We start from the raw sequence: 25,175 nt of genomic DNA on the forward strand, positions 1-25,175 counted from the left end.
CGATATTCCCCACGGAACATATTGGAAAATATGCGGATTTTTGAATTTATGCATTGCCTCCGCGCGCCGCACTCGCTTAAAAGTGAATCAGGGAGAGAATTTGGGAGGACTTCAATGAAACGCCACGTTGCGTGGGCCTGCTTGGCCGCTACTTTCGCCGCGAGCGCCGCCACCGCCGAGATCGCTCCGATGGACGTCAAGTTCACCGATACCGGCGCCGTGACCGAATCGCTGACCGGTCAGCCGGGCGATTCCACGAAAGGTGCGGAAGTCGCCGCGACGAAGTCGATGGGCAACTGCGTCGCCTGTCACGTCGTGAGCGCGCTCGACGCCCCGTTCCAGGGTAATGTCGGTCCGGAGCTCAACGGCGCCGCCGATCGCTGGGATGAAGCCCAGCTGCGCGGCATCGTCGTCAATGCCAAGCACACCTTCGAGGGCACCGTCATGCCGGCGATGTACAAAACCGGGCCGTTCGTTCGTCCCGGCGATGCGTATACCGGCAAGGCCGCGCCCGCCGACCTGCCGCCGATCCTGACTGCGCAACAGGTCGAAGATGTGGTCGCCTTCCTGATGACCCTGAAGGAAGAGTGATCCTTTACGAGAAACCCCGAGAGGAGAGAAACAAGATGACCATGACCAGACGTGATGCGCTGGCGCTGGCTATGGGCGGCGTTGCCGCTACGATGCTTCCGCTGCCCGCGCTGGCCGACGCCTCGGCCGATGCGATCGCTAAGTTCACCGGTGGTGCTTCGATGGGCGAGGGCGGCCTGACGCTCACCGCCCCCGAAATCGCCGAGAACGGCAACACTGTTCCGATTTCCGTCGACGCGCCCGGCGCTGCCGAGATCGCCGTCTTCGCGACCGGAAACCCGACCCCTGCGGTCGCCACCTTCAAGTTCGGCCCGCTGGCCGGCTCGCAGATGGCTTCGACCCGTATCCGTCTTCAGCAGACCCAGGACGTGATCGCGGTTGCGAAGATGCCCGACGGCACTTTCGTCCAGGCGAAATCGACCGTGAAGGTCACCATCGGCGGCTGCGGCGGCTGATCGGAGAGTAGGAGAGACATCATGAAGAACGTCAGACCCCGCGTGAAAGTGCCGAAGTCCGCTTCGGCCGGTGACGTGATCACCATCAAGACCCTGATCTCGCACCCGATGGAATCGGGTACCCGCAAGGACAAGGAAGGGAACGTCATCCCGCGCGAGATCATCAATCGCTTCACCTGCGAGTTCAACGGTGAGAGCGTGATCGACGTCACGCTCGAGCCCGCGATCTCGACCAACCCCTACATCGAATTCGAGGCGAAAGTCCCGGAAGCCGGTGAATTCAAGTTCACCTGGTACGATGATGACGGGTCGGTCTACGAGGACACGCAGAAGATCACTGTCGGCTGAGCCAAAGGGCAAAGCTGCGGGCGCGTGAGGGAGCGTGCTCGAGACGAAATCACTCCGCGCCTGTCTGGGGAGATCGACAGGCGCGGAGGGCACACCCAGGGAGGACACAGAATATGACGCTGCGCTTCAGCCGCACCATCCTCGCAGCCACCGCAGCCTTCGGGCTGAGCGCCATGGCGCTGCATGCCGAGATGGCGAATGATGAACTCAACATCAACGGGGACCTGCCGATCACGGTGAAGGCCCCTGCCGCAGAACACCTCAAGGGACATCTCGACGAGGTCTACTCTGGCTGGCTATTCCGCTCCGACGAGACGCGCGCGATGGAGCAGGACGATTTCGACAACCCGATCATGATCTTCGCCGAGCAGGGCATGGAAACCTGGGACAAGGTCGACGGGACCGCCGGCAAGTCCTGCGCCGATTGCCACGGCGCGATCGAGGAAGGCATGAAAGGCGTTCGCGCCACGATGCCGAAGGTCAACTCGAAGGGCGAGTTGTGGTCGATGGAAGACTACATCAACGACTGCCGTACCAACCGCATGGGCGCCGAAGCCTGGGGCTGGGACAGCGGTCCGATGCACAACATGACCGTGGCCATCACCGTTCAGTCGCGCGGCATGCCGGTCAATGTGAAGATCGACGGCGAGGCCGCTCCGTTCTGGGAGAAGGGCAAGGAGATTTACTACACCCGCTATGGCCAGCTCGAGCTGTCCTGCGCCTCCTGCCACGAAGAGAACTACGGCAACTTCATCCGGGCCGACCATCTCAGCCAGGGTCAGATCAACGCCTTCCCGACCTATCGTCTGAAGAATGCGGGCGTGGTCTCGATCCAGAACCGCTTCAAGGGGTGTGTGCGTGATACCCGCGCCGAGACCTTCGCGGTCGGGTCGCCGGAATTCCACGATCTCGAGCTCTACGTCGCCTCGCGCGGCATGGGTCTCGATATCGAAGGCGGCGGCGTCCGTCCCTGAACCAACACGGTTCGCGGGGCAGGGAATCCCCTGTCCCGCGCCTGTTTTCCTAACATATTCAAATATCGCCATCTTTCGTAATTCGTTTGTCAATTTTTGAATGAGAAGGCCCCCCAGCGGTTCTCGACCGGGGGGAAGAGAAGGAGAGAAACGGCATGATTTCCCGGCGGGAATTTCTTCAGGCGAGCTTGGCCGCCTCGACTATCCTCGGCGCATCGGGCCTGTCGCGCTGGTCGCGCGCGATGGCGCAGCAGTCGCTGACGCAAGACCAGCTGCTCCAGTTCGAGCCGATGGGGAACGTCACGCTGATCCACATCACGGACATCCACGCTCAGGCGATGCCGATCTATTTCCGCGAGCCCGAGGTCAATCTCGGTGTCGGTGAGGCGAAGGGCAAGCCGCCGCATGTGACCGGCAAGGACTTCCTCGAGATGTTCAAGATCGCGCCCAACTCGCCCGAGGCCTACGCGCTGACCTACGACAACTATGTCGATCTCGCGAAGACCTACGGCAAGATGGGCGGCATGGACCGTGTGGCCACCGTGGTCAACGCGATCCGTGCCGAACGTCCCGATGCGCTCCTTCTCGATGGTGGCGACACCTGGCATGGCTCGATGGTCGCGCTGAAGACCAAGGGCCAGGACATGGTCGACATCATGAACAAGCTCGGTGTCGAGGCGATGACCTCGCACTGGGAATGGACCTATGGCCAGGACCGCGTGAACGAGATCGTCGACGGCCTTCCCTTCCCCTTCCTCGGCGCGAACATCTTCGACGCGGAATGGGACGAGCCCGCCTACGAACCCTACAAGATCTTCGAGCGCGGTGGCGCCCAGATCGCCGTGATCGGTCAGGCCTTCCCCTACATGCCGATCGCGAACCCGGGCTGGATGTTCCCCGACTACTCCTTCGGCATCCGCGAAGAGCGCATGCAGGCGCTGGTCGACGAAGTGCGTGCCAAGGGCGTCGACCTCGTGGTCTGCCTGTCGCATAACGGCTTCGACGTGGACCGCAAGATGGTCAGCCGCGTGAAGGGCATCGACGTGATCCTCACCGGCCACACCCATGACGCGGTGCCCGAGCCGGTTCTGGTCGGCGACACCATCCTCATCGCCTCGGGCTCGAACGGCAAGTTCGTCTCCCGCGTCGATCTCGACGTGCGCGACGGCAAGATGATGGGCTTCCGCCACAAGCTGATCCCGATCTTCTCCGACGTGATCGAACCCGACAAGGAAATGGCGGACCTGATCGCCTCGACCCGCGAGCCCTACAAGGACGAGCTGGAAGAAGTCGTCGGCGAGACCTCGAGCCTGCTCTACCGCCGCGGCAACTTCAACGGCACCTGGGATGACCTGATCTGCGAGGCGATGCTCTCCGAGCGCGACGCCGAGATCGCGATGAGCCCGGGCGTGCGTTGGGGCACGACCCTCCTGCCGGGCGACAAGATCACCCGCGAGGACATCCTCAATGCCACCTCGATGACCTATGGCGAGAACTATCGCACCGAGATGACGGGCGATCTGATCAAGACCATCCTCGAAGATGTCGCCGACAACATCTTCAACACCGACCCCTACTACCAGCAGGGCGGTGACATGGTCCGGATCGGCGGCATGGGCTACCATATCGACGTCTCGAAGCCGATCGGCGAGCGGATCTCGAACATGACGCTGCTCAAGGACGGCTCGGAAATCGATCCCGCCCGCAACTACGTCGTGACGGGCTGGGCCTCGGTCAACGAAGGGACCGAAGGGCCGCAGATCTGGGACGTCATCGAAAGCCATATTCGCAAGATCGGCACCGTCGATCTCAAACCCAATGACTCGGTGGTGGTGACCGGCGCCTGAGCCGGTACACGCCCCCGATGATTGCCCCCGCGCGGGGTTCAAGACTGGAGGAAAACACATGGACGACAAGGAACGCCTGGGCAACCCGGCCACCGGTGCCGGCCTCAGCCGCCGCGGTTTTCTCCGCGCCGGTGCCGCGGTCGGAGCGATGGCCGCGGGAGCGGGCGCAGCGCGCGCAGAAGAACAACCCGATCCGTTGATCACCGAAGTTCAGCCCTGGGCTTCGGGCTGGGGCGACGGCGTCGACGCCACCCCGTACGGTCTGCCGATCCGTTTCGAGGATGACGTGATCCGTCGCAACGTTCCGTGGCTCACCGCGGACACGATCTCCTCGATCAACTTCACCCCGATCCACGCCCTCGACGGCACGATCACCCCGACCGGCTGCGCCTTCGAGCGTCACCACTCCGGCGCGATCGAGCTTGCCAAGGAAGACTACCGCCTGATGATCAACGGTCTCGTCGATCAGCCGCTGGTCTTCACCTATGAGGATCTCGAGCGCTTCCCGCGCGTGAACCGCACCTACTTCCTCGAATGCGCCGCGAACTCGGGCATGGAATGGGCCGGAGCGCAGCTCAACGGCGTCCAGTTCACCCAGGGCATGATCCACAACATGCAATATTCGGGCATCCCGCTGCGGCTCCTGCTCGAGGAAGCCGGCGTCAAGCCCGAGGGCAAATGGGTCTATGTCGAAGGCGCCGATGCGTCGTCGAACGGCCGCTCGATTCCGCTTGAAAAGGCGATGGACGACGTTCTCGTCGCGATCAAGGCCAATGGCGAGGCGCTGCGCAAGGAGCACGGCTACCCCGCGCGCCTGGTCGTTCCGGGCTGGGAAGGCAACATGTGGGTGAAGTGGCTGCGCCGCGTCGAAGTGACCGACGAGGCCGTGCAGTCGCGCGAGGAAACCTCGAAATACACCGACACTCTGGCCGACGGTACCTCGCGCAAGTGGACCTGGGTCATGGATGCGAAATCGGTCGTCACCTCGCCGTCGCCGCAGATGCCGATCAAGCACGGCAAGGGTCCGCTGGTCATCACCGGCATGGCCTGGTCGGGCCGCGGCGCGATCACCAAGGTCGACGTCTCGATCGACGGCGGCGCGAACTGGCAGGAAGCCCGTCTGGCCGAGCCGGGCGAGGACATGGCCGTGTCGCGCTTCTACCTCGAGATCGATTGGGACGGTTCGGAGATGCTCCTGCAGTCCCGCGCCACCGACTCGACCGGCTATGTGCAGCCGACCAAGGCTCAGCTGCGCGCGATCCGGGGCGAAAATTCGGTCTATCACAATAACGGAATCCAGACCTGGCTGGTCAAGGAAAACGGGGAGTCTGAGAATGTCGAAGTGTCGTCGTAATCTGCTGCTGGCCACGCTGGTCGCAGCCCCGCTCGTGGCGACGCCGGCTCTGGCTGAGAAGCTCGGCCTCGGACGTCCCGCGCTGCCCGAGGAGATCAAGGCCTGGACGGTCGAGGTCTTCCCGGACGGCAAGAACCTTCCCGAAGGCTCGGGCTCGGTCGAGGATGGCGATCAGCTGTTCGCCGACAACTGCGCGGCCTGCCACGGCGACTTCGCCGAAGGCGTGGACCGTTGGCCGAAACTGGCCGGTGGCAAGGGCACCCTCGCCGCGAAAGATCCGGTGAAGACGGTCGGTTCGTATTTCCCCTACCTCTCGACGGTCTGGGATTATGCGCATCGCTCGATGCCCTTCGGCAACGCACAGTCGCTCACGGCCGATGAGACCTATGCGATCGTGGCCTATATCCTCTACTCGAACGACCTCGTCGCCGACGATTTCGTCCTGAGCAAGGAAAACTTCCTCGACGTGAAGATGCCCAACGCGGATGGCTTCATCGTCGATGACCGGCCCGAGACCGAATATGCGAAATTCTCGGAAGCGGCCTGCATGACCGACTGCAAGAAGGACGTTCACATCACGATGCACGCCAGCGTGCTCGACGTGACGCCGGGTTCGGATAACGCGGACGAGGAGGCCTCGGCCGCCACGACCTCGGACGTCCAGACCGCGGAGGCAGCCGCCCCGGCCGCCGAAGCTCCGGCCGAGGAAGCCCCGGCTCCCGCCGAGGAGCAGGCCGCGGCCGCCCCGGCCGCAGCCGAGGAAAGCCTGTCCTCCGATCCCGAGCTGGTCTCTGCCGGCGAGAAGGTCTTCAAGAAGTGCAAGGCCTGCCACCAGGTCGGCGAAGACGCGAAGAACCGCGTCGGCCCCGTCCTGAACGGCCTGATCGGTCGCACCGCCGGCACCGTCGACGGCTTCAAATACTCGAAGTCGATGAAGGAGCATGGTGAGAACGGCCTCGTCTGGACCCAGAAGACGGTCGAAGAGTACCTCGCGGATCCGAAAGGCTACATTCCGAAGAACAAGATGTCCTTCGCCGGCCTGAAAGACCCCGAAGACGTCAAGGCGGTCCTCGCCTATATCGAAAGCCAAGGTGGCTGATTTCCTCCCCGGCGGGGGCGCTCGCGCCCCCGTCAACCCTGACCGGCAGGGGCCTTCCGCCTGCCAGTTATGACGCCCGCGCTCCCCGCGGGCGTCTTCCTTTTCCGTTCCCCGACCCGCGAGAAGATGGACGACCCGGCCTTGCGGCCCGGGGCGCGGCGTGGATAGTGGGGGCGAGCCGAAGAGGGGAGACAGACATGAGTGATCCGAGCCAGCGCGCGCGCGCCATTTTCGAGGCGGGAGTTCGCGCGGCCGATCCGGCAGGTGGCGTGAGCGCGGCTATGGATTGGGTCCGCGAGGATCCGCCCGGGCCGGGAGGCCGCTGGCAGGTGGTGGCACTGGGCAAGGCGGCGCTCGCGATGGCGGGGGCGGCATTGCGCGCGCTCCCCGAAGGCGCGCAGGCGCTTATCGTGACCAATCCCGAAAACGCTGAGAACGCTGAGGCGCCCGAAGACGCTACGCTGATCGCAGGCGATCACCCCGTGCCCGGTGCTGGCAGCCAACGGGCAGGGCAGGCGATCCTCGACTGCCTCGCGCGAATGGGGCCGGAGGATCGGGTGCTCGCGCTGATCTCCGGTGGCGGCTCCGCTCTGGCCGTGGCCCCGGCCGAAGGGCTGAGCCTTGCGGACAAGGCCGAAGTCAGCCGGCTCCTGCTCGGATGCGGGGCCGATATCACCCAGATGAACCTCATTCGCCAGCAGCTCTCCCGCCTCAAGGGCGGCGGCTGGCTGGGTGCGAGCGCGGCGCCCGTGACCGGTCTCATCCTGTCCGATGTTCCGGGCGACGATCTGCGCGTGATCGCCTCCGGGCCTACCGTCGCACCGATCGGCACGCGCCGGGAGGCCGCGGATCTCTGCCGCGGGCTCGGGATCTGGACGAAGCTGCCGGAGACGGTGCAACGTGTCCTCGGACAGGAGACGGAGGCCGCGCCCCAGCCGCCCGCGCGTAACCGGTTGATCGGGGCGAACGGGATCTCGGTCGATGCGATGGTCGTGGCCGGGGCCGAACGGGGGCCGTTCCCCCTCGAAGGCGATGTGGCGGATCTGGCGCCGCGTTTCGTGTCGCTGCTGCGTGACCTCGCGCCGGGGCAGGCGCTGGCCTTCGGTGGTGAGACCACGGTGACGTTGCGCGGCGACGGCCTCGGCGGTCGCAATCAGGAGCTGGCGCTTCGGGTCGCTCTGGCCGCGGAGGAGGCGGGCGTCGATGGGGCGTGGTGTTTCCTGTCGGGCGGGACGGACGGACGCGACGGGCCGACCGATGCGGCGGGTGGCCTCGTCGGGCCAGACACCTGCGCCACGGCCCGCGCGCAGGGCTTCGACCCGCGCGATGCGCTGGCACGCAATGACAGCTATCACGCCCTGAAGGCGGCGGGGGCTTTGTTGATGACGGGAGCGACCGGCACGAACGTGGCCGATCTCGCGGTCCTCATCCGAGGCTAGCTCAGGTGTTTTCCGCGGGGACCGGCTGGCTGCTCCGGCGCAGGCGCAGATAGGCCTCGCGCGCAATCGCGGTCCCGATGAGGAGAAGGGCGAGCGTGTCGAAAGAGAGCATCACTGGGTCCTCTTTGCCATGCGGCACGGGCGGTTTCATCGGATGAGCATCGGCTCGCGATCGAAGGTGGGGGCGGAATGCGGCACAAAAAAGGCACCTCCGCGGCGATACTGCGCCTGACGCGGCCTCGGTGCAGGGGCGTCAGCGTTCGAGGATCAGCATGCCGCGCGAGAACTCCACCTTCGCGAACCGCGTCAGATAGGTCATCCCGAGAAGCGAGGTATCCATCGCACCCCGATTGACGACCGCGCGCAGCCCTGAATCGTGGATCGGCCCGAGATCGAAGCTGCGGATGCGCACTGGCGCGGTGGCGACGATGCCGTTCGCGGTGCGGGCCTGCCCGATATAGGCGAGCCCCTGAGTGGCAATCCCGGCACGCTCGGCAGCCTGCTGGGTCAGCACCACCTGACTTGCCCCGGTATCGACGACGAAGCGGGTCGGCGTGCCGTTCACATCGGCGGTGAGGTAATAATGGCCATCGGGCGCCTGTGGCACCTCGATCCGGCCGTTCGAGACCACCGCCTGTTCGGGGATCGTGACTTGCCGCTGGATGTCCGACCAGAGCCCCACAGCGGCGAGCGTTCCGAGAAAGATCAGCCCCCAGATCGCCGCCTGCTGCAGGGTGCGCCCCGGACGCCGGCGGATCTCGAGCAGGAAATACCCGCCCACTGCGATCAGCAGCAGCCCGAGATAGACGAGCCGCCCCCAATTCTCGCTGATGATCGTCTCTACCATCGGTTCTCGTCACACAAACGCTCTCGGGGCGAATGTAGGGTGAGGATGACCCGATTCACAGAGGACAAAATGTCAGCTGAAGGCGGGCATCAGCCCCGCGCCCTGCAACCCGTCGAGAATGAACTGGACCGCGAGCGCGGCAAGCAGCATCCCCAGCAGCCGCGTCACCACCATCGTTCCGGTTCGCCCGAGCGCACGCTCGATCGGCGTCGCAAGCAGGAACATCGCGAAGACGCAGCCGAGCACCGCGAGCATCACGATCAGGATCGCCATGACATGCAGCCAGTCCGCCCCCGGTTTGCCCGCGAGCAGGATCATCGTCGCCATCGCGCCCGGCCCCGCCAGCAGGGGGGTGGCGAGCGGGAAGACCGACGGATCGTGTTCGGGTTCGGCCTCGTGTTCCTCGCCCTGCTTCTCGCGCCGCTTGGTTCGGCGCTCGAAGAGCATGTCGAGGGCGGTCAGGAAAAGCAGTATGCCGCCCGCGATCCGGAAGGCGGGCATCGAGATCCCGATACCGGCAAGGATCTTGTCGCCGAACAGGCCGAACAGTGTCAGCAGGATCGCCGCGATCACGAGGGAGCGCAGCGCGATGCGCAACCGTGCACGCGGGCTCTGGCCGAGCGTCAGCGCGATGAAGACCGGCGCGAGCCCGATCGGGTCCACGATGACGAACAGCGTCACGAAGGCGGTGATGTATTCGGCGCCGGCCACGGAAACCTCTTCTCTATCCTGCGCGACCCTAGCTTTTCGTCGGAGCGGTCGCCAGCCCTTCCCCCGCGTCCTCGGCGCTCGGTGGGGGCAGGACGGCGCGGATCTTCGTCGCCAGGCTCGCGGCTCCGGCGGCAATGCGCGGATCCTCCACAGCCTCGGCCAGCGTCAGAAGGTGGTCGAGCGCGGCCAGTTCCTCGCGGGTCAGCACCAGCGGCGGAAGGCCCACGGCCCGGCGAAGGATATATCCCACGCCACGCTCGCCCTCGACCGGTACGCCATAGGCCGAGATCTCGGCCATGTCGCGCCAGATCGTGCGCTCCGAGACATCGAGCCGCGCGGCCAGATCGCGCGCGCGATGCATCTTGCCGTCGCGCAGGATCGCGATGATCTGCTGCAATCGCTCGTCGCGGGTCACGTTGCTCTCCTCAGGGACCGTGTCGTGAAGACAGTAGCTTTCCCGGGGGCAACTGACAATGAACTGTCAGTAATCTGCGCTCCCGCCCCGCGAAGCGGTGAAAATCGACTAGGATTGGCGCGCGCATGGTCATAAAACTTGGCCCTGCAAAACGGGTGCGGGCGGCGGGCCTGCATCAGAGGAGACAAGATTATGCTCAACAATATCGGCCTTCCCGGCCTTCTTCTGATCGCTGTCGTGGTGCTGGTGCTGTTCGGCCGTGGCAAGATCTCCTCGCTGATGGGCGAGGTCGGCAAGGGAATCACCGCCTTCAAGAAGGGCGTGACCGACGGCACGAAAGAGCTCGAGGATGCGAGCTCCGACGACGCGCGCGACGTCACCCCGGAAAAGGAAAAGGACAAGGCCTGAGCCTGTCCGCGTCGCGGGGCTGAGGCCCAGGATGTCCCGAAGAACTGGCCGGAGGGCCTGAGCACGCATGTTCGACATCGGTTGGAGCGAACTTCTGCTGGTTGGCGTCGTGGCGCTGATCGTGGTGGGTCCGAAGGATCTGCCCAAGATGTTCCATCAGCTTGGCCGGATCACCGCGAAGGCCAAATCGATGGCGCGCGAGTTTTCGCGCGCCATGGAGGACGCCGCGAAAGATACCGGGCTCGACGAGGCCGCAGGTTCGATGCGCGATCTCAAGTCCCTGGCCTCGAAGAAATCGCTTGGCATCGACGCGCTCGAGAAGGCGGCTGACAGTTTCGAGAAATGGGAGCCCAAGATTCCCGACAGCTCGAAAGCCGCCGCGCTCAAGCCCGATCCGGAGGCGGAGCCGCCCAAACCCGAGGCGGCACCGGCGAAACCCGCAGGCAAGAAGCCCGCCGCGAAAAAGGCCGCCGCGCCGAAGAAGACGGCGGCGGCGAAACCGGCGGCAAAAACGGCCCCCAAATCGAGCAGCAAGACCGCCGCGAAACCGGCGGCGAAGAAGACGGCCGCGGCGCGCAAGCCCGCGCCCAAGAAGGATGACGCATGAGCGAGCATGACGAGATCGAGGACAGCGCCGCCCCGCTGATCGAGCACCTCGCGGAACTGCGCACCCGGATCCTCTATTCGCTCGGCGCCTTCGTCGCGGCGATGGTGGTCTGCTACACGGTCTGGAACCCGATCTTCAACTTCCTGACCCGCCCCGTCTGTTCGGCGCTGGCCTCGCGCGGCGAGCAATGCGGCCTTTACCTGATCAAGCTGCAGGAAGGCTTCTTCGTCGCGATCAACATCTCTTTCCTGGGCGGTTTCGCTCTGGCCTTCCCGATCATCGCCTATCAGATGTGGCGTTTCGTGGCGCCGGGCCTCTACAAGAACGAGAAGAACGCGTTTCTGCCCTTCCTGATCGCCTCGCCGATCATGTTCTTCCTCGGCGCGGCCTTCGCTTATTACGTGATCCTGCCGCTTGCCTTCAATTTCTTCCTCGGCTTCCAGCAGGGCGAGATCGGGGCGACTACCGGGGCCAACGATATGGCCGCGATCGGCTTCCAGGGCTCGGTGCAGGAATATCTCAACCTGACGATCAAGTTCGTCATGGCCTTCGGGATCTGCTTCCAGCTGCCGGTTCTGCTGTCGCTGATGGGCAAGGCCGGGCTGGTCTCGGCGCGCGGTCTCGCCGGCATGCGCAAATATGCCGTGGTCGCGATCCTGATCGTGGCCGCGATCGCGACTCCGCCGGACGTCGTCAGCCAGGTGATCCTGTTCACGGTGGTCTATGGCCTCTACGAGATCTCCATCCAGATCGTGAAGCGGATCGAGAAGACCCGCGAGGCCCGGATGCGCGCCGAAGGAACCTGGATCGACCCCGACGAATGGGAAGATCTCGAGAGCGCCTTCGACGAGGACGACCCGTTCGACGACGAGGGTGAGGACGACCGCGAGGGCAAGGCATGAGCGACGAGGTGCTGACCCGGATTGCGTCGGCCCTCGAACGCCTCGCGCCCGCACCGCAGCCCGCGCCGGATTTCCGGCAGGCCGAGGCGTTCATCTGGCACACCGCGCCCGATCGGCTCGAACCCGTCCCGGTGGTGTCGCGGATCGATCTTCGCCTGCTGCACGGCATCGACCGCTCGCGCGATACGTTGCTGGCCAACACCCTGCAATTCGCGCGGGGTGCGGCGGCAAACAACGCGCTCCTGTGGGGGGCGCGCGGGATGGGGAAAAGCTCGCTCGTGAAGGCGGCCCATGCGGCGGCCGTGGACGAGGGCCTGCCGCTGAAGCTGGTGGAACTGGCGCGCGAGGATCTGCCCTCGGTGGGCCGTCTGCTCGCGCATCTGCGCGACGCGCCCGAGATGCGTTTCATTCTGTTCTGCGACGACCTGTCCTTCAGCCATGACGACCAGCATTACAAATCGCTGAAAGCGGTGCTCGATGGCGGGATCGAGGGGCGGCCGGCGAACGTGATCCTCTATGCCACCTCGAACCGCCGCCACCTGATGCCGCGCGACATGATCGAGAACGAGCGCTCGACCGCCATCAACCCCTCCGAGGCGGTGGAGGAGAAGGTCTCGCTGTCGGATCGCTTCGGGCTGTGGCTGGGCTTTCACCCCTGTTCGCAGGACGAATATCTCGCGATGATCCGGGGCTATTGCGATAGCTACGGGGTCGAGATCTCCGATGCGGAACTGCGGGCCGAGGCGATCGAGTGGCAGGCCACGCGCGGGGCACGCTCGGGCCGCGTCGCCTGGCAGTATTTCACCGATCTCGCGGGCAGGCGCGGCGTCGCGCTCTGAGCCGCGCCGCGCCGGGGCAGGGGGTCAGACCCCCAGCTTGTCGCGCAGCCCGTACCACCACGACCCGATCACGGAATAGGGCACGCGGAAGGTGCGCCCGCCGGGGAAGGGGATCCAGGGTAGCCTGGCGAATGTGTCGAAACGCGTCAGGTCGCCGTCGATCGCCTCCGATAGGATCCGCCCGAATGTGTGCGACCCGGTCACGCCGTGCCCGGAATAGCCATGCGCGAAATAGGTGTTCGCCCCGATCCGCCCCATCTGAGGCACGCGGCTGAACGAGAGCGCGAAATTGCCCGACCAGGCGTAGTCGATCTCGGTACCGTCGAGTTGCGGGAACACTTTCACGAGGTTCTTCCAGAGCTTCGCCTTGATGTCCTTCGGATCGGCCCCGCCATAGACCGTGCCGCCTCCGAAGAGCAGCCGGTGATCGGCGGACATCCGGTAATAGTCGAGGATGTAGCGCACGTCCTCGATGCAGACATCCGAGGGCATCAGCTCGCGCGCCAGCGCCTCTCCCAGGGGCTTCGTCGCCATCACCTGCGTCGAGACCGGCATCACGCGGCGCTCCAGCGTGGGCACCACATGGCCCAGATAGGCATTGCCGCACAGCACCAGCGTCTTGGCGGTGATCTGGCCCTTCGCGGTCCTGATGACGGGGCGCGCGGCCTCGGTATCGACGGATGTGACGGGCGACATCTCGTAAATGGTCCCGCCAAGGCTTTCGAGCGCGGCAGCCTCGCCGAGCGCGAGGTTGAGCGGGTGCAGATGGCCGCCCTTATGGTCGATCATCCCGCCGGTATAGAGATCGGATTTCGCGTGCTGGCGCATCTCGGAGGCCGAGAGCATCTCCTGGCTCTCGATCCCGTAGCTGCGCCAGAGCTTCCAGCGCGCTTCGAGATCCTTGGCATGCTTGGAGGTGAGCGCAGCGAAGACATTGCCGTGCTTCAGGTCGCATTGGATGTCGTAGGTCGCGATGCGCTCGCGGATGATGTCGCCGCCCTCCATCACGAGGCTGGCGACGAAACTCGCGGTGTCCTGGCCGTAGCGGCTCTGGATCGTCTCGAGGCTGGCATTGAGCCCGTTCACGATCTGCCCGCCATTGCGCCCCGATGCGCCCCAGCCGATCCGCGCGCCCTCGATCACCGTCACGCTGTAGCCCTTCTCGGCCAGATGCAGCGCGGTCGAGAGACCCGAGAAGCCGGCGCCCACGACGCAGATATCCGCCTCCACCTCGCCCACGAGTTCAGGACGCATCGGCGCGGGGTTGGCGGAAGCCGCGTAATAGCTGCCGGTATGGCTGCCGTCGCCCGCATAGGGGTGGTTGGGAAGGGTGGTCATCATGCTCGCTCCCGCTCAGAAGGGCTGTCGTGCTCTCGGTGCCACGGGCGCGAGCGAAGCGCAAGCGGCGCTCAGCCTGCGCGCGTCAGCATCCCGAAAAGATCGCGCGGGTCGTCCGGATCGGCCAGCAAATCGAGCATCTCGGCATATTCGCTCCCCCGCACCCGGTCGTGGATGTAGCGCAGCGCGCTGAAATCCTCGATCGCGAAACCGACCGAGTCGAACAGCGTGATCTGCTTGGCGTCGCGCCGTCCCTCGGCCTCGCCGCGCATCACCCGCCAGAGCTCGGTCACCGGATGGTCCTCGTCGAGCTGCTGGATCTCGCCCTCGATGCGGGTCTGGGGCGGGTATTCGACGAAGATGTCGGAGCGCGTGAGGATATCGCGGTGAAGCTCGGTCTTGCCGGGGCAGTCGCCGCCGATCGCGTTGATATGAACGCCGGAGCCTACCATGTTGTCGGTCAGGATCGTCGCATATTGCTTGTCGGCGGTGCAGGTCGTGATGATCTGCGCGCCCTCGACGGCCTCCTCGCCCGAGCGGCATTTCGTGACGGTGAACCCTTGAGCGGTGAGGTTCCTTGCCGCCTTCTCGGTCGCCGCCGGGTCGATATCGTAAAGCCGCAGCGCGTCGATCCCGCAAATCGCGCGGAAGGCCAGCGCCTGAAATTCGCATTGCGCGCCATTCCCGATCATCCCCATCACCTTTGCCCCTTTCGGCGCGAGGTATTTCCCGACCAGTGCCGAGGTCGCGGCCGTGCGCAGCGCAGTCAGCAGCGTCATCTCGGTCAGCAGCAGCGGATAGCCCGTCGCCACCGAGGAGAGCACACCGAATGCCGTCACGGTCTGATGGCCGGTGCGGCCGTTCGTGGGGTGGCCGTTGACGTATTTGAAGCCGTAATTCTCGGCATCCGCGGTGGGCATCAACTCGATCACGCCCTCCGCCGAATGGCTCGCCACGCGCGGCGTCTTGTCAAAATCGGGCCAGCGGCGGAAATCCTCTTCGATATAGGCGGCGAGGTCACGCATCACCTGCTCGGGTCCGATCTCGTTCACCAGCCGCATCATGTTGGCGACCGAGACGAAGGGGACGAGTGCGAGTTTCGAGGGGGCGAGAGGGGACATGTCCATCAGTAACTCCGGGTCATGCGGTCGAGCACGCGACGGCCGAAGAGGCTCGCGGTGAGATCGCAGATCAGTTTCGCGGTGCGCCCGCGTTCATCGAGGAAGGGGTTGAGTTCGACGAGGTCGAGCGAGGTCACGAGTTCGCTGTCGCACAGCTCTTCCATGATCAGATGCGCCTCGCGGAAGGTCGCGCCCCCGGGCACCGTGGTGCCCACCGCGGGCGCAATCTCGGGATCGAGAAAATCCACGTCGAAGCTGATATGCAGCAACCCGTTGGCCGCGCGCACGCGCGCGAGGAAGGCGCGCAGCGGAGCCAGAACGCCGGTCTCGTCGAGCGCGCGCATGTCATGCACCTCCATCCCGATCTTCGCGATGCGCTCGCGCTCTGCCGGATCGACGGAGCGGATCCCCATCATGCAGAAATTGGCCGGGTCGATGCTGGCTTCGAGGGGCGGGAAGGCATCGAAATCGGGCTGGCCGGTGACATAGGCCACGGGCGTGCCATGCAGGTTGCCGCTGGTGGTGGTCCTCAGCGTGTGCAGGTCGGGATGGGCGTCGAGCCAGAGTACGAAGAGCGGCCGCGCCTGCGTGGCCGCGTGGCGCGCGATACCGCTCAGCGTGCCTGCCGCCAGCGCGTGATCGCCGCCGATGAAGATCGGGCGATCATGGGTCTGCGCGGCGTTGAACGCGGCCTCCGAAAGCGCCTCGATCCAGGCGCGGGTTTCGGCCAGATCGTGAATTGCCGGGTTCGCGTGGGTAACCGGCTCCTGTGCCCCGATCGAAAGATCGCCCAGATCGGTCACCTCCCAGCCCAGATCGGCGAGGGTCCGCAGCAATCCCGCCGTGCGCAGGCTGGCAGGTCCCATGATGCAGCCCGGTTGCGAGGCGCCTGTTTGCACCGGCGCGCCCAGGATCGAACAGGTTCGCGTCATCTCTAACTCCCTTGTTGTCTTGAAGATGCCGAATTGGCTCATGGGTTTCGCTTGCCAAAATGCGCAATTCGGCCCTATTTTTGATCAAATTGATCACCCTGATGCCCGAAATGGAAAGTCCACCATGCGTAACGACGAGACCGACCGCGCGATCATCGCGGCTTTGCGCGCCGATGCGCGGCTGTCGGTGACGGATCTGGCCCTTCGGGTCGGGGTGTCGCGCACCACCGCGCGGACCCGGCTCGAGGCGCTGGTGGCCTCCGGGCGGATCCGGCGGTTCACGATCGAGACCGACACCGATGCCGAAGGGCAGGTGCGGGCGATCACCATGGTTGAGTTGCAGGGAAAGATGTCGCGTGCGGTGATCCGCTCGCTGCACCGGATCGCCGAGGTGGCGACGGTCTATGCGACGAACGGGAACTGGGATCTGGTGGCGGAGATCCGCGCCGAAAGCCTCGCCGATTTCGACCGGGCGCTGCGCCAGATCCGCGAGATCCCAGGCGTTCTCAACAGCGAAAGCTGCCTCTTGCTGGCGCCGGTCGCGGGCTGACGATGAGGCCAGCCCGCGCATCGGCTCAGTTCAGATAGGGCATCGGATCGACCGACTCGATCCCCTTGCGGACTTCGAAATGCAGATAGCCCGGATCGCCCGGCGCGACCTTGGCGATGGTCTGCCCGCGCTTCACGCTCGCGCCTTTCTTCACCGAGATCCCGTTCACGTTGTAATAGACGGTCACCAGGTTGTTGGCGTGCTTGATCGCGAGGAAGGAGACGTCCTCGGTATCCTGGCTGATCAGCAGGACGGTCCCGCCATCGGCCGCCTTCACCGAGGTGCCCGGTGCGGCGGAGATGTCGATCCCGTCATTCTTGCCCTTCTTGAACGGGCGGATGATCGAGCCCGAGACCGGCATCAGCAATTGCGAGGTATCCGAGGCCTTGCTTCGGTCCGAGCCCAGATCGGGCGCGGCCGAACTCGGCACCGGGGCGGAGGCCTTCGGCGGACTGCTGCTCGGCAGCGGTTCGGAAGCCGAGGGCGGCACAGGGGTCGGGGAGCCCGCGCCCGGTTGGGTGGTGGTATTCGCGCTCGCGGTCTGCTGGGGCTGGCGGCTCGCGGCGACCGGGATCATCAGCACCTGACCTTCGCGCACGCTCAGGTCGTTGGGCAGCCCGTTCCATTCGGCGAGGGCCTTGACCGGGACGCCATAGTAGCGGGCGATGGAATAGGCGGTCTCGCCGCGGGCGACCTTGTGACGGGTCGGCTCCGGGCCGGCGGCGGGCGTCGCGGCCTTGGGCGCGGTGCTCGCGGCGGCGGGCTGGCTGACCTGCGCCTTGTCGATCGCGTTCGAGGCGAGCGAGGTGATGTCGATGGTTTCGGCCGTCAGCGCGCCGGGATTATTCCCGGTGCCCGCGGTCGCGCCCGCCGCGACCTTGTTGGGCAGCGCCAGCACTTCGCCCTGATTGAGCGCGGCATTCGGATCGACGGCGTTGTAGCGCGCGAGCGTGCCGGAATCGAGGCCGAGCCGCTGGGCGATCGAGGTCGCGGTATCGCCGCGACGGGCCACCACGACCTGATAATTGGGGTAGGAAATCACGCCCCGCGCGTCCGGGCGCGGGCGGTCCTGCATGGCCTGCTGGGCGGCGGAGGAGGTATCCAGCCCGCCATTGCCGAGACCGCGCAGGTCCATGTCGAAGCCGCCATTGGGCATACAGGCCGCCAGCACGCTCAATGCGGCGCTGCCTGCCAAAATCAGCCGCAGCCGGGAGATACTCGATGCCATCCGCTCGTCCTCACTGTTTTTCCGGACCTCTCGAGGGTCCTTGATCAACCGTTCTTCAGTCATTCGCCATGCCCTCGACGAGGGGCACGAACCGCACCGGCCGCAACTCTTCATAGTCAAAGCCCGTCTCGAGCCGGCGGACCCGGATCAGGCTCTGCACGGTGTCCGACTGACCGACGGGCAACACCATGATACCCCCGATCTTGAGCTGGGCCAAGAGCGGGCCGGGCGGGTCCTCGGCGGCCGCGGTCACGATGATTCTATCGAAGGGCGCCTGATCGGGCAGCCCGCGCGAGCCGTCCCCCGCGATGGTGACGATATTGCTCAGCGAGAGATCCGCGAAGAGAGCCTCGGCCTCGCGCACGAGCCGGCGGTGCCGGTCGACGCTGTAGACGCGACGGGCGAGCTGGCTCAGGATCGCCGCCTGATAGCCCGATCCGGTGCCGATCTCGAGCACCGTATCGCGCGCGCCGACCTGGAGCGCCTGAGTCATCAACCCGACCACCGAGGGCTGCGAGATCGTCTGGCCGCAGGCGATCGGCAGCGGCATGTCCTCATAGGCGCGATCCGCGAAGAGCCCGCGCACAAAGCGCCCCCGGTCGACCGCTTCCATCGCCGAGAGGGTGCGTGCGTCGGTCACGCCCTTTGAGCGCAGCGCGAAAAGGAAGCGCATCTTGCGCTCGGCCTGATCCCCCTGCGCGTCGTCGCTCATCCCAGACGTTCCTCCAGGTCGCAAATGACGTCATGCGCGGTCAGGTCCGCGCGCATCGGGGTGATCGAGATGAAGCCGTCGAGATTCACCGCGGCATCGGTGCCGGGCTGGGTCGGCATGTGCTGCGGTCCGCCCTTGATCCAGAGGAACCGCTTGCCCGCGGGCGAACGGTGCGGCTCGACGCCGAAGAAACATTCGGTGCGGAAGCCCTGCGCCGCGACCTTGTGGCCGCGAACTTTCGCGGCCGGGACGGGCGGGAAGTTGACGTTGTAGAAGATCCGGTAATGCGCGTCGTCCCAGATGCCGTTCGTCCAGATCTTGCGCACGATCTCGGCACCGTGCAGGCGGGCAGCCTCGAACATGTCGTCGCTCTCGAAGACCTCGGGGCCCAGGAACTGCGAGAGCGCGATCGCGGGCACCCCCTGAAGGGCCGCCTCCATCGCGCCGCCCAACGTCCCCGAATAGAGTGCGTTCTCGGCCGAATTGTTGCCGCGGTTCACCCCGGACAGCACCAGGTCCGGCCGGGTTTCGGGCATCACGTCATAGAGCCCCGCGAGCACGCAGTCGGCCGGGCTGCCCTCGGCGGCGAACCGGCGCTCCGAGAGCTTCGAGATCATCATCGGATGGGTATAGGAGATGCAATGCGCGACGCCCGATTGCTCGAAGGCGGGCGCGACCGTCCAGACCTCGCCGTCGGGACCTGCAAGCTCGTGGGCGATCTCGGTCAGGACCTTCAGTCCCGGCGCGTCGATCCCGTCGTCATTGGTGATGAGAATGCGCATGCGGCCTCCGGCTTCCTGCTCCTTGTCCCGTTGCTTAGCGCGGGGGCGCGACAGCGTAAAGCGCGCCGCGCGCGCAGGCCGCGAGTGTCGCAACAGGGCCGCAGGTGACGCTCAGAGCTCCGACAGGATGCGCCGCGCTTCCGCATGGCGGTCCGCGAGCTGGTCGCGATCCTCGCCGGGGAAGAACCGCCCGCGCAGCGCGGTCGCCATCGGCTGCGGCTCCGCGATCACGACGCGCGGCCCGATCTTCGCGGTCTCCGCCTGCCAGCTATGGGCGAGCGCCATCTGGGCGCCCTTGGTCGCGCCGTAGATGCCGAAGAATTTCTGCCCCGCGCGCGGATCGTCGAAGAACAGCGCGGTGCCCTTGCGCGCGAGCAGGAGCGGCTCGATCAGCCCGATCAGCTGCGCGGTGGCGGTGAAGTTCACCGCGGTCGAGCGCGCGATTTCCTTCGCGTCGATATGCCCGGCCGGGCTGAGCGGGGCGGCATGGATCGCGCAATGCGCCCACAGATCGACCCCGCCCCAACGCGCCGCGATGGATTGCGCGAGATGGGCCATCTGCTCGGGATCGGTCACGTCGAGCGGGCCGAGCGAAGCGGTGCCGCCCGCCGCCTGGATGCGGTCATCGAGTTCCTCGAGTGCCCCGGAGGTGCGCGCGACCGCCATGATGTGCCAGCCATCCGCAGTCAGAGCCTCGGCCAGAGCCGCTCCGAGCCCGCGCGAGGCGCCGGTGATGAGGGCGAGTTTCTTGCCCTGCGAAGGGTCTTGGGTCTGATCGGTGTTCATGGCGCGCGTTTTGCCACCGCGCCCGGTCCCGCGCAAGCACGACGTGGGGATGAAGGCCCTCGAAGAAGCCTTTGCAAATTTGCGTATCGACCCTGCGGAAGGCTTTGCAATGTCGCGCGACTGTCATCGCGACACGTTGACAGTTGGTGACAAAATCGCAAAGGTGCCGCGAGGTCGTCAACGAACGAATAGGATACGCCATGACTCTTTCGAAAGCCCTTGTGAGCTCCGGCTCGCTCGCCACGCGCGTCGCGATGGTGCTGGGCGGTACTGCGGTGCTCGCCGCGGCCTCGCAAGTCTCGGTGCCGATGGTGCCCGTGCCGATGACGCTGCAGACGCTTGCCGTCCTCGCGATCGGCATGACCTTCGGCGCGCGCATGGGGCTTGTGACCGTCGCGGCCTGGCTTGCGGAAGGCCTCGCCGGCCTGCCGGTTCTCGCCAATGGCGGCTCGACCGCCGCTTTCTTCGGCCCCACCGCAGGTTTCCTGCTGGGCTTCCTCGCGATGGTCGCGGTGGCTGGCGCCGCAGCCGATCGTGGCATCAAGTCGGTGCTCGGCCTCACGCTGGCCGGTCTGCTCGCCACGGTCGTGCTTTACATCCCGGGCCTGGCCTGGCCGGCGGTGGTGATGGGCAAGACCATTCCCGCTCTGATTTCGGGCTGGATGGCGCCCTTCCTGCTGGGCGACGCGATCAAGGCGGTGCTCGCCGCGCTGATCGTCTCGGGCGGCTGGAACTGGGTTTCCAAGCGCTAAGCGAAGCGCCCCAGACACGGATCATGCAAAGCGCCGCCCCATCCGGGCGGCGCTTTCATTTTGCCTTGAGCCGGGCGAGCGAGGCCGCACACATCCCCCCCGAAAGCCATTGGCATTCCGCACAGATCTCCTGGTGAACATCCCCCGGAAGGGCCGCCATACGCTCGAGCGCCTCGCCCCAGGTCAGGACGTCGCCCGGAGCGAGCCCGAGCGCCCGCGCGTGGGACGCGTCGATCCGTGCGATCCGGTCCTGCGAGCTGCATCCCGACCCGCGCCGGGAGGGGCAGGGGCCGCAGATATCATCCGCCGCGCCCACGACCTCGATCTCGACGGCGGGGCCATCCGGGCGGCGCAGGCGACCTTCCACGATCCCGCTCATGTTCGCGGTGAATTCCTCGGAATAGCCCTTTCCCTCGAAACCGAGCGAACAGAGGAAATGATGCGGACGGAATTTCAGACGATGTGTCATCTTGCCTTGGGTCTCGGTCGGTTCGTGTGGGCTGCGGGCGCGCCCGCATGAGACTGCCCGTTTCCGGCTTTCGCAAAAACAAAGCGGGCCGGGAAGTCTCCCCGGCCCGCCCAATTCTATCAGATCGCCTCAGCGCTTCTCGACATCGACATAGTCGCGATAGGTCGCGCCGGTGTAGAGCTGACGCGGACGGCCGATCTTGCCGATCGGATCCTCGATCATCTCTTTCCACTGCGAGATCCAGCCCACGGTGCGCGACAGCGCGAAGATCGGGGTGAACATCGAGGTCGGGAAGCCCATCGCCTCGAGGATGATGCCCGAATAGAAATCGACATTCGGGTAGAGCTTCTTCGAGACGAAATACTCGTCTTCCAGCGCGATCTTCTCGAGCTCCTTGGCGACCTGGAGGGTCGGGTTGTCGTGGATGCCGAGCAGGTCGAGCACCTCGTCCGCCGACTGCTTCATCACCTTCGCGCGCGGGTCGAAGTTCTTGTAGACGCGGTGGCCGAAACCCATCAGGCGGAAGGGATCATCCTTGTCCTTGGCGCGCTTGATGTATTCGGGGATCTGGTCGACGGTGCCGATCTCGCGCAGCATCTCGAGGCAGGCCTGGTTGGCGCCGCCATGGGCCGGGCCCCAGAGGCAGGCGATGCCGGCGGCGATGCAGGCGAAGGGGTTCGCCCCGGAGGAACCGGCAAGGCGCACGGTCGAGGTCGAGGCGTTCTGCTCGTGATCGGCATGGAGCGTGAAGATGCGGTCCATGGCGCGGGCCAGCGCCGGTTCGACCTTGTAGTCGTCGGCGGGCACCGAGAAGCACATATGCAGGAAGTTCTCGGCATAGTTCAGATCGTTGCGCGGATAGACGAAGGGTTGGCCGATCGAATACTTGTAGGCCATCGCCGCGATCGTCGGGAGCTTGGCGATCAGGCGGATCGAGGCGACCTCGCGCTGCCAGGGATCGGAGATGTCGAGGCTGTCGTGGTAGAAGGCCGAAAGGGCGCCGACCACACCGACCATCGTCGCCATCGGGTGGCTGTCACGACGGAAGCCGCGGAAGAAGTCCTTCATCTGCTCGTGGATCATCGTGTGGCGCGTGACCCGGTTCTCGAAATCCTCCATCTGCTGGGCGCTCGGCAGCTCTCCGTAGAGCAGCAGGTAGCAGACTTCGAGATAGTGGGATTTCTCGGCGAGCTGGTCGATCGGGTAGCCGCGATAGAGAAGCTCACCCTTGCCGCCGTCGATGAAGGTGATCTTCGACTCGCAGGATGCGGTCGAGGTGAAGCCGGGGTCGTAGGTGAAGACGTCGGCCTGACCATAGAGCTTGCGGATGTCGATCACATCGGGGCCGGCACTGGGCGAGAGCACGGGAAGCTCATAGGTTTGTCCGTCGAGCGTAAGCGTGGCGGTCTTCTGATTTTCAGCCATGTATATTCCCTTTCTTCGTCCGGCTGGGCCGCGCCGGTATGTCACGTCCGGGTCATGCCCGGAGAGGGCGGCCAGGCCTCAGGCCGCCTGATCGTCCAGTCGGGCCAGAGTTTCCTCCCGACCCAGAACCAGCATCATGTCGAATACGCTGGGGGTGGCTGATCGCCCGGCAAGGGCCGCCCTCATCGGTGCAGCGACCTTCCCGAGGCCGAGCCCATGGGCTTCGGCAACCTGCCCGACGGCAGCCTCCAGTTCTTCGCGCGACCAATTAGCGTGTTGCAGCGCAAAGGTCAATTGCTTCAGTATACCACGGGATACCGCATCGAGTGCCTTCGCCGCCTTCTCCTCGATCTCGATCGGACGTTGCGCGAGAACGAAGTGAGCCTTTTCAAGGAGTTGCGGCAGCGTCTTCGCCGATCCCTTCATGATCGGAAGGGCCTTGAGAAGTTCGTGACGTTCCGTTTCGGACAGCGGAGGTTTTTCTGCGGCTGCAAGATAGCCTTCGATCTCGTGCAGCAATTCGGCCTCGTCGGTGACCGCGATATGCTGTCCGCAGATATTCTCGAGCTTCTTGAAATCGAGCCGCGCGGGCGACTTGCCGATCCCCGCGAGATCGAACCATTCCTTCGCCTGCTCGTCGGTGAAGAACTCGTCATCGCCGTGGCTCCAGCCGAGCCGCGCGAGGTAGTTGCGCATCCCCGGCGCGGGATACCCCATCGCCTGATACTGCTCGAGCCCGACCGCGCCGTGACGCTTCGACAGTTTCTTGCCGTCGGGGCCGTGGATGAGCGGGATATGCGCGAAGACGGGTACGTCCCAGCCCATCGCCTGATAGACCTGGATCTGGCGCGCGGCATTGACGAGGTGGTCATCCCCCCGGATCACATGGGTCACGCCCATATCATGGTCATCGACGACTACAGCCAGCATGTAGGTGGGCGTACCGTCCGAACGTAAACAGATCATGTCATCGAGCTGATCGTTGCGGATCGTCACATCTCCCTGCACCGCGTCGCGGATCACCGTCTCGCCCTCGCGCGGGGCTTTCAGGCGGATCACATAGGGCGCGTCGGGATGGCTGGACGGGTCGGCATCGCGCCAGGGCGAGGGAAACATCTTGTTCTTGTTCTCGGGCTGCTCGCGGAAGGCCGCGATCTCTTCCTGGGTCGAGAAACACTTATAGGCCTTGCCCGCCTCCAGCATCTGGTGCGCGACCTCGGCATGGCGCGCGGCCCCCGCGGCTTGGCTCACCACCTCGCCGTCATGGTCGAGCCCGAGCCAGTCGAGCCCCTTGAGGATCGCCGCGGTCGCCTCGGGGGTCGAGCGTTCGCGATCGGTATCCTCGATGCGCAACAGGAACTTGCCGCCGCGACCGCGTGCATAGAGCCAGTTGAACAGCGCGGTGCGGGCGCCGCCGATATGCAGATAACCGGTGGGCGAGGGGGCGAAACGGGTGACGATCTGGTCGGACATCTGGGGCCTTTCTTCGCAGGGCGCGTTGCGGCCCGCGTTTACCTTTCGGAAACCATGAAGCCCGTAGGCTTTCTCGCGTGGATGCATAAGCAGGGACGGGGCCGAGGACAAGCATGGCCTGGAATGCCGAGCACGCGGATTGGCCCGATTATGCGCCCCGAGCCCGGGCAGGGCGGCCTTGGCGCTGGTGGCACGCGCTCTTCGGCGGGCTCGACGACCCCTTGGGAGCACTCGTGCGCGCGCGCTCGCGGCTCTTCCTTTGGATGCCCATTGCGCTCGGGCTCGGGGCCGGGGCCTATTTCTCCATGCCGGTCGAGCCGCGCACGGGCAGTTACGGCCTCGCGGCGGCGCTTGGCCTGAGCGGCGCGGGGCTCTGGGCGCGCGCACCTCTCGCCGCGCGTTTTCCCGCCGCGATACTCGCACTCGCCGCGCTCGGCTTCCTGCTCGCGGGGCTGCGCGCCCATCTCGTGGCCGCACCCGTCCTCGGCTACCGCTATTACGGCCTGGTCGAGGGGCGCATCGTCCAGATCGACCGCTCTTCCTCGGACCGGCTGCGCCTGACCCTCGACCGGTTGCGTCTCGAGCGCCTGCCGCAAGACCGCTGGCCCGAACGGGTCCGGGTCACGATGCACGGCGATCAGGAGCAACTCCAGCCTGTCCCGGGCATGCGCGTCACAATGCGCGCGCATCTCTCGCCGCCACCGCCGCCCGCCGCTCCGGACGGCTACGATTTTCGGCGCGCGGCCTGGTTCGACCGGCTCCCGGGCGGGG

Annotated in this window: 28 protein-coding genes; 15 read left to right on the forward strand and 13 right to left on the reverse strand. The window is 65.6% G+C overall.

Annotation, left to right across the window (positions count from 1 at the left end):
- Positions 1-114 precede the first annotated feature (114 nt).
- The 8 genes from soxX (at position 115) to DW2_RS02465 (ending at position 8,107) form a co-directional block, all read left to right on the forward strand.
- Entirely contained in the window at positions 115-591 is a 477-nt protein-coding gene (gene soxX, locus DW2_RS02430) for a sulfur oxidation c-type cytochrome SoxX (protein ID WP_038143218.1), read from the forward strand.
- A gap of 35 nt (positions 592-626) precedes the next feature.
- Positions 627-1,046, forward strand: a complete 420-nt coding sequence (soxY, locus tag DW2_RS02435; protein WP_038143220.1) for a thiosulfate oxidation carrier protein SoxY — start codon at positions 627-629, stop codon at positions 1,044-1,046.
- Positions 1,047-1,067: 21 nt separating this feature from the next.
- Positions 1,068-1,394, forward strand: coding sequence for a thiosulfate oxidation carrier complex protein SoxZ (gene soxZ / locus DW2_RS02440; RefSeq protein ID WP_038143222.1), 327 nt, complete (start codon positions 1,068-1,070; stop codon positions 1,392-1,394).
- Positions 1,395-1,507: 113 nt separating this feature from the next.
- A complete protein-coding gene (soxA, locus tag DW2_RS02445) occupies positions 1,508-2,368 on the forward strand; it encodes a sulfur oxidation c-type cytochrome SoxA (protein ID WP_038143224.1) in 861 nt (286 codons plus the stop codon).
- A 155-nt stretch (positions 2,369-2,523) separates the two neighbouring features.
- A complete protein-coding gene (gene soxB / locus DW2_RS02450; protein WP_038143227.1) occupies positions 2,524-4,215 on the forward strand; it encodes a thiosulfohydrolase SoxB in 1,692 nt (563 codons plus the stop codon).
- A 58-nt stretch (positions 4,216-4,273) separates the two neighbouring features.
- Positions 4,274-5,569: a sulfite dehydrogenase gene (gene soxC, locus DW2_RS02455; protein ID WP_038143229.1), complete on the forward strand. Its 1,296-nt coding sequence runs from the start codon at positions 4,274-4,276 to the stop codon at positions 5,567-5,569.
- Positions 5,550-6,668 (forward strand): c-type cytochrome, encoded by a 1,119-nt coding sequence (locus DW2_RS02460; RefSeq protein WP_038143232.1) that lies wholly within the window; start codon positions 5,550-5,552, stop codon positions 6,666-6,668. The genes soxC and DW2_RS02460 overlap by 20 nt, the downstream gene beginning before the upstream one ends.
- 197 nt (positions 6,669-6,865) lie before the next feature.
- The gene (locus DW2_RS02465; RefSeq protein WP_038143235.1) at positions 6,866-8,107 is read left to right on the forward strand and encodes a glycerate kinase type-2 family protein; all 1,242 of its coding nucleotides are present in this window, start codon (positions 6,866-6,868) and stop codon (positions 8,105-8,107) included.
- A 253-nt stretch (positions 8,108-8,360) separates the two neighbouring features.
- On the opposite strand, the gene DW2_RS02470 is transcribed toward DW2_RS02465, so the two are convergent.
- The 3 genes from DW2_RS02470 to DW2_RS02480 all read right to left on the reverse strand — a co-directional run bounded on the left by DW2_RS02470 (position 8,361) and on the right by DW2_RS02480 (position 10,080).
- Complete coding sequence (locus tag DW2_RS02470; protein ID WP_038143238.1) at positions 8,361-8,954, reverse strand: retropepsin-like aspartic protease family protein; 594 nt, start codon at positions 8,952-8,954, stop codon at positions 8,361-8,363.
- A 72-nt stretch (positions 8,955-9,026) separates the two neighbouring features.
- Positions 9,027-9,665: a MarC family protein gene (locus tag DW2_RS02475; protein ID WP_038143241.1), complete on the reverse strand. Its 639-nt coding sequence runs from the start codon at positions 9,663-9,665 to the stop codon at positions 9,027-9,029.
- Between the two features lie 28 nt (positions 9,666-9,693).
- Positions 9,694-10,080, reverse strand: a complete 387-nt coding sequence (locus tag DW2_RS02480; RefSeq protein ID WP_051855175.1) for a helix-turn-helix transcriptional regulator — start codon at positions 10,078-10,080, stop codon at positions 9,694-9,696.
- Between the two features lie 192 nt (positions 10,081-10,272).
- Between DW2_RS02480 and DW2_RS02485 the strand changes: the two genes are divergently transcribed.
- From DW2_RS02485 to DW2_RS02500, 4 genes are all read left to right on the forward strand, one after another.
- Positions 10,273-10,488 carry a twin-arginine translocase TatA/TatE family subunit gene (locus DW2_RS02485; protein ID WP_038143243.1) on the forward strand — a complete coding sequence of 72 codons (216 nt, stop codon included), beginning with the start codon at positions 10,273-10,275 and terminating at the stop codon, positions 10,486-10,488.
- A 67-nt stretch (positions 10,489-10,555) separates the two neighbouring features.
- Positions 10,556-11,095: a Sec-independent protein translocase protein TatB gene (gene tatB / locus DW2_RS02490; protein ID WP_038143245.1), complete on the forward strand. Its 540-nt coding sequence runs from the start codon at positions 10,556-10,558 to the stop codon at positions 11,093-11,095.
- On the forward strand, positions 11,092-11,997 hold the full coding sequence (tatC, locus tag DW2_RS02495) for a twin-arginine translocase subunit TatC (RefSeq protein WP_038143246.1): 906 nt from the start codon (positions 11,092-11,094) through the stop codon (positions 11,995-11,997). The genes tatB and tatC overlap by 4 nt, the downstream gene beginning before the upstream one ends.
- Entirely contained in the window at positions 11,994-12,836 is an 843-nt protein-coding gene (locus DW2_RS02500) for an ATP-binding protein (protein WP_038143249.1), read from the forward strand. The genes tatC and DW2_RS02500 overlap by 4 nt, the downstream gene beginning before the upstream one ends.
- Before the next feature lie 24 nt (positions 12,837-12,860).
- Here DW2_RS02500 and DW2_RS02505 read toward each other — a convergent pair whose 3' ends face one another.
- From DW2_RS02505 to rocF, 3 genes are all read right to left on the reverse strand, one after another.
- Positions 12,861-14,174 carry an NAD(P)/FAD-dependent oxidoreductase gene (locus tag DW2_RS02505; RefSeq protein WP_038143506.1) on the reverse strand — a complete coding sequence of 438 codons (1,314 nt, stop codon included), beginning with the start codon at positions 14,172-14,174 and terminating at the stop codon, positions 12,861-12,863.
- Positions 14,175-14,245: 71 nt separating this feature from the next.
- Positions 14,246-15,295 (reverse strand): ornithine cyclodeaminase, encoded by a 1,050-nt coding sequence (locus DW2_RS02510; RefSeq protein WP_038143509.1) that lies wholly within the window; start codon positions 15,293-15,295, stop codon positions 14,246-14,248.
- A 5-nt stretch (positions 15,296-15,300) separates the two neighbouring features.
- Positions 15,301-16,227, reverse strand: coding sequence for an arginase (gene rocF / locus DW2_RS02515; RefSeq protein WP_038143251.1), 927 nt, complete (start codon positions 16,225-16,227; stop codon positions 15,301-15,303).
- A 124-nt stretch (positions 16,228-16,351) separates the two neighbouring features.
- Here rocF and DW2_RS02520 point away from each other — a divergent pair, with 124 nt between their 5' ends.
- On the forward strand, positions 16,352-16,777 hold the full coding sequence (locus DW2_RS02520; protein ID WP_038143255.1) for an Lrp/AsnC family transcriptional regulator: 426 nt from the start codon (positions 16,352-16,354) through the stop codon (positions 16,775-16,777).
- 25 nt (positions 16,778-16,802) lie between these two features.
- Here DW2_RS02520 and DW2_RS02525 read toward each other — a convergent pair whose 3' ends face one another.
- The 4 genes from DW2_RS02525 to DW2_RS02540 form a co-directional block, all read right to left on the reverse strand.
- Positions 16,803-18,005, reverse strand: a complete 1,203-nt coding sequence (locus DW2_RS02525) for a LysM peptidoglycan-binding domain-containing protein (RefSeq protein ID WP_038143258.1) — start codon at positions 18,003-18,005, stop codon at positions 16,803-16,805.
- 55 nt (positions 18,006-18,060) lie between these two features.
- A complete protein-coding gene (locus tag DW2_RS02530; RefSeq protein WP_038143260.1) occupies positions 18,061-18,717 on the reverse strand; it encodes a protein-L-isoaspartate(D-aspartate) O-methyltransferase in 657 nt (218 codons plus the stop codon).
- Positions 18,714-19,499, reverse strand: a complete 786-nt coding sequence (gene surE, locus DW2_RS02535) for a 5'/3'-nucleotidase SurE (protein ID WP_038143263.1) — start codon at positions 19,497-19,499, stop codon at positions 18,714-18,716. The genes DW2_RS02530 and surE overlap by 4 nt, the downstream gene beginning before the upstream one ends.
- A gap of 111 nt (positions 19,500-19,610) precedes the next feature.
- The gene (locus tag DW2_RS02540; RefSeq protein ID WP_051855180.1) at positions 19,611-20,285 is read right to left on the reverse strand and encodes an SDR family NAD(P)-dependent oxidoreductase; all 675 of its coding nucleotides are present in this window, start codon (positions 20,283-20,285) and stop codon (positions 19,611-19,613) included.
- Between the two features lie 200 nt (positions 20,286-20,485).
- On the opposite strand from DW2_RS02540, the gene DW2_RS02545 reads away from it, so the two are divergent.
- Positions 20,486-21,037 (forward strand): biotin transporter BioY, encoded by a 552-nt coding sequence (locus DW2_RS02545; protein ID WP_038143266.1) that lies wholly within the window; start codon positions 20,486-20,488, stop codon positions 21,035-21,037.
- Between the two features lie 55 nt (positions 21,038-21,092).
- On the opposite strand, the gene DW2_RS02550 is transcribed toward DW2_RS02545, so the two are convergent.
- The 3 genes from DW2_RS02550 to gltX form a co-directional block, all read right to left on the reverse strand.
- Complete coding sequence (locus DW2_RS02550) at positions 21,093-21,506, reverse strand: DUF1284 domain-containing protein (protein ID WP_038143268.1); 414 nt, start codon at positions 21,504-21,506, stop codon at positions 21,093-21,095.
- Between the two features lie 129 nt (positions 21,507-21,635).
- Positions 21,636-22,931: a citrate synthase gene (gltA, locus tag DW2_RS02555; RefSeq protein WP_038143270.1), complete on the reverse strand. Its 1,296-nt coding sequence runs from the start codon at positions 22,929-22,931 to the stop codon at positions 21,636-21,638.
- A gap of 78 nt (positions 22,932-23,009) precedes the next feature.
- Positions 23,010-24,404 carry a glutamate--tRNA ligase gene (gltX, locus tag DW2_RS02560; protein ID WP_038143511.1) on the reverse strand — a complete coding sequence of 465 codons (1,395 nt, stop codon included), beginning with the start codon at positions 24,402-24,404 and terminating at the stop codon, positions 23,010-23,012.
- Positions 24,405-24,517: 113 nt separating this feature from the next.
- On the opposite strand from gltX, the gene DW2_RS18940 reads away from it, so the two are divergent.
- Positions 24,518-25,175: DUF4131 domain-containing protein (locus DW2_RS18940; RefSeq protein ID WP_156102856.1), on the forward strand; the 658-nt coding region annotated here is incomplete at its 3' end.

The organism is Thioclava atlantica (assembly GCF_000737065.1).
In the GTDB taxonomy this organism is placed as follows: Bacteria; Pseudomonadota; Alphaproteobacteria; order Rhodobacterales; family Rhodobacteraceae; genus Thioclava; species Thioclava atlantica.